The sequence below is a fragment of the Armatimonas sp. genome, assembly GCF_964826245.1.
Genome location: NZ_CBAYMC010000290.1, coordinates 1 through 4,657 on the forward strand (window position 1 = coordinate 1; position 4,657 = coordinate 4,657).

The following is a 4,657-nucleotide window of genomic DNA, read 5'->3' on the forward strand; positions in this document are numbered from 1 at the left end:
TTCCCCGGCTCAGGGTGCGAGGCGAGCACCGAGCCCGTCAGCACCAAGCTCCCCCCCGTGTCTTGTGCCAGAAACTGCCGGAGCGCGGCGCGGGCGATATGAAACGTGGTGTCTAGGTTCAGCGCAAAGGTCTGCTGCCAGCCGTCGTCGGTGCAGGCATCTAGCGGCCCATCGCCAAAGCGCCGCCCGGAGCCACCTACCACACAAAAGACCCCCTCCAAGCTCCCGAGTGTCTGCACTGCCACCGCCACTGCTGCATCCGCCTGCACCGAGTCGGTCAAATCCGCAGCCAGATAGGGCACGTTAAGCAACGCGCAGTCATCGGCGTTTAGGCTCGTCACAAAAACGTTATGCCCCGCCGCCAGAGCCAGTCGCACTGTCGCCGCCGCGATTCCCGTCGCGCCCGTAATCAGAAGGTTCATTGTCTCAGTGTACAATACGCCGTGGCAATCGAGTACTTTGAGCATTCCTTCACCGACGAAGAGCGGGAGAAGATTCAGCGGTTAATCGCTGGACAGCGGAAGGAACTAGTAGCGCTTCGTGCTCAGAAGGTGCCACAAGATTCGGGGCTGCTCCTAGGTTTTGTAGTTTCCCTAATGATCATTTCGGTGGCCATCTTGGTGGTCTTAGGGGATGAAAGAACCCTGTTCTTTGCCATGACTTTTGCTGTGTTGGGGCTATTGTTTTTCTGGGCAGGCTATTCATTAGGAATATTTTTCACGAATCTCTCTCCGCACTGTTGCCGCTGCAATCCCCGTCGCACCCGTAATGAGAAGGTTCAAAGAGGCTCCACTATGACATTGCCGCCCTCGATAAACTGAACCGTTAGCGTGCAGCCATCGAGAAGGGCAGTGCCAACAAGAGGGCGTGTCCCCGTAGCAAGAATGTGCACACGGCGCGTTTCTCCTTGCCAGTGAATTCGCGCTTCATGAACGGGAAGCAGAACTTCGCTTCCATCGGCGAGCGTGGCGGGAAAGTCAAACTGATAGGGAAGCTGTAGCGCCTGCACGGCTTGCTCTGGAAGACAGAGTGCATCCGTGAAGCCCGTATCCACCACAAACTCAATCGTGACCCGTGCATTTTGTGCGGTGAGAAAGGCCACAGGGAGCAAGGCGTGACGATTTTCCACATGCCCCGAGATCATGGCGTTGTGCGCTCCATCACTCCTCCCAGGGTTGCCGCCACTTTGTAGCCGATTCGGAGCCCAAAGAGACGTGCATGTGGGTTCTTTATGCGAAGCTGGGTGGCGGCATCAAAGCCTAGATCATCCACTCCAAACTCACCCGTCTCGACATCAATAACCACCATCCGCCCAATATTTTCCGGCGTCTCCACCTGAGAGCGAATGTGCTTGTCGTACCACTCACGTGCTCGTCGTGCGATCTCTTCACGGCTCAAAAGTAAGGTTTCCATGGTAGAAAATTATATCGCTTCTCTACGGCTGGTGTACAATACGCCGTGGCTATCGAGCACTTTGAGCGTCCCTTCACCGACGAGGAACGAGGAGGCGACCGAAGGCCCGGGTACCCTCTGGGTGAGCAGGACTTTTATCGTCCATGCGAAGGCCGCATAGTCGGATGATTGCCTGCCGGAACGGGTTCTACAAAAGATCCCAGCGGCGGTAGAGTGACTGAAGCTGTGACGGCGTGACGGCGACGAAGTCGTCGCCGAGGATTTCCAGGGTTTTCTTGAGATCGCCGAGCTTGGAGCCCCAGTTCCAGATGAAGGCATTGATAAACGCGGGGCGGTTTTGACCCGCGCGCTCTCGGATTTGCTTAGCAAAGTGCTCGGGTCCGCTGCCGCTGGTGGCGGCGCGGAAGACACTCTGGCTGGTGGGGAGTTTGTAGGTCAGCTCGTGGTAGTTGGTGACGCCTGCGTGGCCGTAGTCGGGCATCAGGTAGGCGGTCTGGGGGAGAAGTGGGCCGACTTTGGCGATATCGGCGGCGTCTACGTCCATCAGGCGCACGGTGCTCATGTCCATCTTTGCCATGTACTCTTGGGTGCGACCGTAGAAATAGCGAAACGCCGCGTCGCGGTCTTTCAGCGCCGTGCCCCACGACGGCGGATAGATATAGGCGACCCCGGAGACATCACAGATGAACTCGTCGTTCTCCGTGGCGTGCTCGTAGTACCAGCGTGCCCAGGTCGGTGCCAGATCAATCAGCGCTGGCCCCATGCCCCAGCCGACCGGGATTTGGCCGCGCACGGGGTCCTCGAAGTAGCGCCGGAAGTAGCCGCGCCAGGTGCAGAGGTTGTCGCCATCGCTCATGGTGAAGCAGACATAGACCTTGGCAGGGTCGAACTTTGGCGGCGCGGGGCGCGGCTTTTGCTTGAGCGTGGTCGCGGGGACGCCGCTGTGTACCGAGAGATTCGTGATGAGGTCGCTCACCAGCGTGATCTTGCCAAAGCGGCTCCCCAGCGCCACGCCATCGTCTTCTTGCAGGCCCATGCCATCGCCGTGCCACCAGAACCCACGCACCACGGCCCCGAGCGGGAGCTTGGCCAGATAGGCCCGCAGCTCCTCCAGCTCCGCCGCCATGTCCGCGCCGGGGAGGTGCGCCGCCTTCGGTCCCGTGATCCAGAACACCGACGCCTTCGAGGCGATCAGATGGTCCAGCCCGCCCTGGTCGAAGCGCGATGGATCGAGGCTACAGGTCAGATACGGGTCTTGCTTGGAAATCAGCTTGGTGCGGATGTAGCGTAGCGCGGCGGCATTATTAGCGAACTTCCCGCGCAGGTCGGTCTTGACAGTCAGCTTGTGGCGCTTCGCCAGCTCCGGCGTCTTGCAGACCAGCAGGCTCTCTTGCCCCGCCAGGGTCACCGCCACACATGGTGATGTGTAGACTTTCGCATCGCAGAGCACCGCGCCCCGGTACGCCTCTTTGAAAGTCTCCAGCAGCGAGAACGGATCGGCAACGGTGAGAGGCTTGTCGGTTGCGCCTTGCCGCTGCAATTCGTCAAGCCAGAGCGCATCGTCGTCGTCGGTGAGGAAGTAGATGCGTGGCTGTATCCGGTTCACCAGACCCTGGAGTGAGAAGAGGAGCACTTTCTCGTCGGGAGTGAGCTTGCGAATATCGGCGACCTGAAGCGGGCGTGCAGGCGGTGGCATCTTCGGCTGGAACGTGGGGTAGCGCCGGGGCACGGTTGGTAGCACGACATCGCTATAGACCGCAGGGCGCGGCAGGGAATCCAGGCGACGAAATGCGTGGGTAGCCTCACGGGCGCTGAGCTTCCCCGCTTGCGCCAGCGCTGCGACAGTCGCACGAACCACGAGCTGCTGGCTCTCGTAGCCCTCCCGGTCCCGCTGCCCGAGGCGGTAGGTCCAGGCATCCACAGCGCCTGCAAACGGCCCGCTCTCATGGACGATAAGCGCCACAAGAGGCCGCGCCGCATCGCCGAGGGCGGGGATGAGGCGCACGCCTTTTGGGAGCGACTTCGTATCAAGCCACTGCGGCGCCGGGCGCGGCAGTGGCGTCTCCGTCACGATTCCCTTGAGCCGTAGCGGATCGCCGGTCGTGATGGTCGCAGGAGCGGTGGTCTTGCCTGGCCCTGCAAACCCGCCCACACCGATCCCACTCTCGCCAAAGCGTGCGGGCGCATCCTCATGGCCTGTGTCGACAAACGCGCCGTCTTTACGAATCACGGGGTGCGTGAACGGAATCCCCGACGTGATCAGCGAGCCTTTGTCTTGATGGAACTGGCGGAGATTGGCAAACGCCACCTTAGGAAACGTATTTCCCTGTGGCAGGATCAGTGCGGCAAAGCGCTTCGCATGAAACTGGCTCGGATCGGCGAGGGCGGCGCTGTCGAGCAGCTCCGCCTCGAAGCCCGCGGCCTTCAGATCGTGCACGATATTGCGCGGCGTGAGCTGGGCGCTCACGCCGTAGGTGGGAAAGTCTCTCTCTTCAAAGACCGCGACACGGGGAAAAATCATTAAACTCCTGGGGCGCTTCCTGCAGGAAGCCGGCGCACCTCACCGACGGTTTTGGGCGCGTTCTCATTGGCGCTGGCAATGGCCGCGAAACACAGGGCGAGGCTAGCGAGGTTGCTGCGCGCCGAGTTACGTGGCTCGCGGTTTTCCTCTATCGCGCAGAGCAGCTCACCCATCGTGCCCTTGAAGCCATCATTGAACCACGTCCCCGTGAGCGCGGGTGTCGCGACTCCCGCCGCCGTGGTCAACGTGACGGTCTGCGTTCCCAGATCGGGGCCAGTGCTGGTGAGCGTGCCGTCGGTGCCCGCCACAAACGTCCGATCCAGCGAGCCGTGCTTGACATGGGCATCGAAGACCAGAGACGCCTGGCCACCGTCGAACTGCACCAGGGCCTGCGCCAGCATCGGCGGCCCGATGGTCTGCCTGGCAGCATGGGCGCGCGTGGCGTAGACCGAGCGTGCCTTGCCGGGAATCAGTGTGCTCACAAAGTCGAACCAGTGGATTGCAAAGTCATAGAAGACTAGGTCGTAGATGTTCTCAAACGCGGTGCCCTTCACCCACGTATGGTCCCAGTGCACCCCGACATGGGCCGAGATCACGTCGCCGATCAGCCCGGCTTGCACGGCCTCGCGGATGTAGGAAAAGTGCGGTGCCCAGCGCCCGTTCTGGTTCACCGCCAGCTTCACCCCGTTGGCGTCGGCCAGATCACAGAGCCGCTCGCCCTCG

The 4,657-nt window shown here is 61.3% G+C and carries 5 protein-coding genes; all 5 read right to left on the reverse strand.

The features are described 5' to 3' along the window. Positions 1 to 422: SDR family NAD(P)-dependent oxidoreductase (locus tag AC1XOS_RS19870; protein ID WP_481963953.1), on the reverse strand; the 422-nt coding region annotated here is incomplete at its 3' end. Between the two features lie 356 nt (positions 423 to 778). Next, positions 779 to 1,144 carry a clan AA aspartic protease gene (locus tag AC1XOS_RS19875; RefSeq protein ID WP_481963954.1) on the reverse strand — a complete coding sequence of 122 codons (366 nt, stop codon included), beginning with the start codon at positions 1,142 to 1,144 and terminating at the stop codon, positions 779 to 781. After that, complete coding sequence (locus AC1XOS_RS19880; protein ID WP_481963955.1) at positions 1,141 to 1,413, reverse strand: hypothetical protein; 273 nt, start codon at positions 1,411 to 1,413, stop codon at positions 1,141 to 1,143. The genes AC1XOS_RS19875 and AC1XOS_RS19880 overlap by 4 nt, the downstream gene beginning before the upstream one ends. Positions 1,414 to 1,600: 187 nt before the next feature. Beyond that, a complete protein-coding gene (locus tag AC1XOS_RS19885) occupies positions 1,601 to 3,934 on the reverse strand; it encodes a GxGYxYP domain-containing protein (RefSeq protein WP_481963956.1) in 2,334 nt (777 codons plus the stop codon). After that, positions 3,934 to 4,657, reverse strand: a 724-nt coding sequence (locus AC1XOS_RS19890) for a Gfo/Idh/MocA family protein (protein WP_481963957.1), incomplete at its 5' end; no start/stop codon positions are given. The genes AC1XOS_RS19890 and AC1XOS_RS19885, both read right to left, overlap by 1 nt.

Coding starts and splice junctions, on each gene's coding strand:
- AC1XOS_RS19875 (WP_481963954.1), bottom strand. CDS start 1,144: ATGATCTCGGGGCATGTGGAAAATCGTCACGCCTTGCTCCCTGTGGCC.
- AC1XOS_RS19885 (WP_481963956.1), bottom strand. CDS start 3,934: ATGATTTTTCCCCGTGTCGCGGTCTTTGAAGAGAGAGACTTTCCCACC.
- AC1XOS_RS19880 (WP_481963955.1), bottom strand. CDS start 1,413: ATGGAAACCTTACTTTTGAGCCGTGAAGAGATCGCACGACGAGCACGT.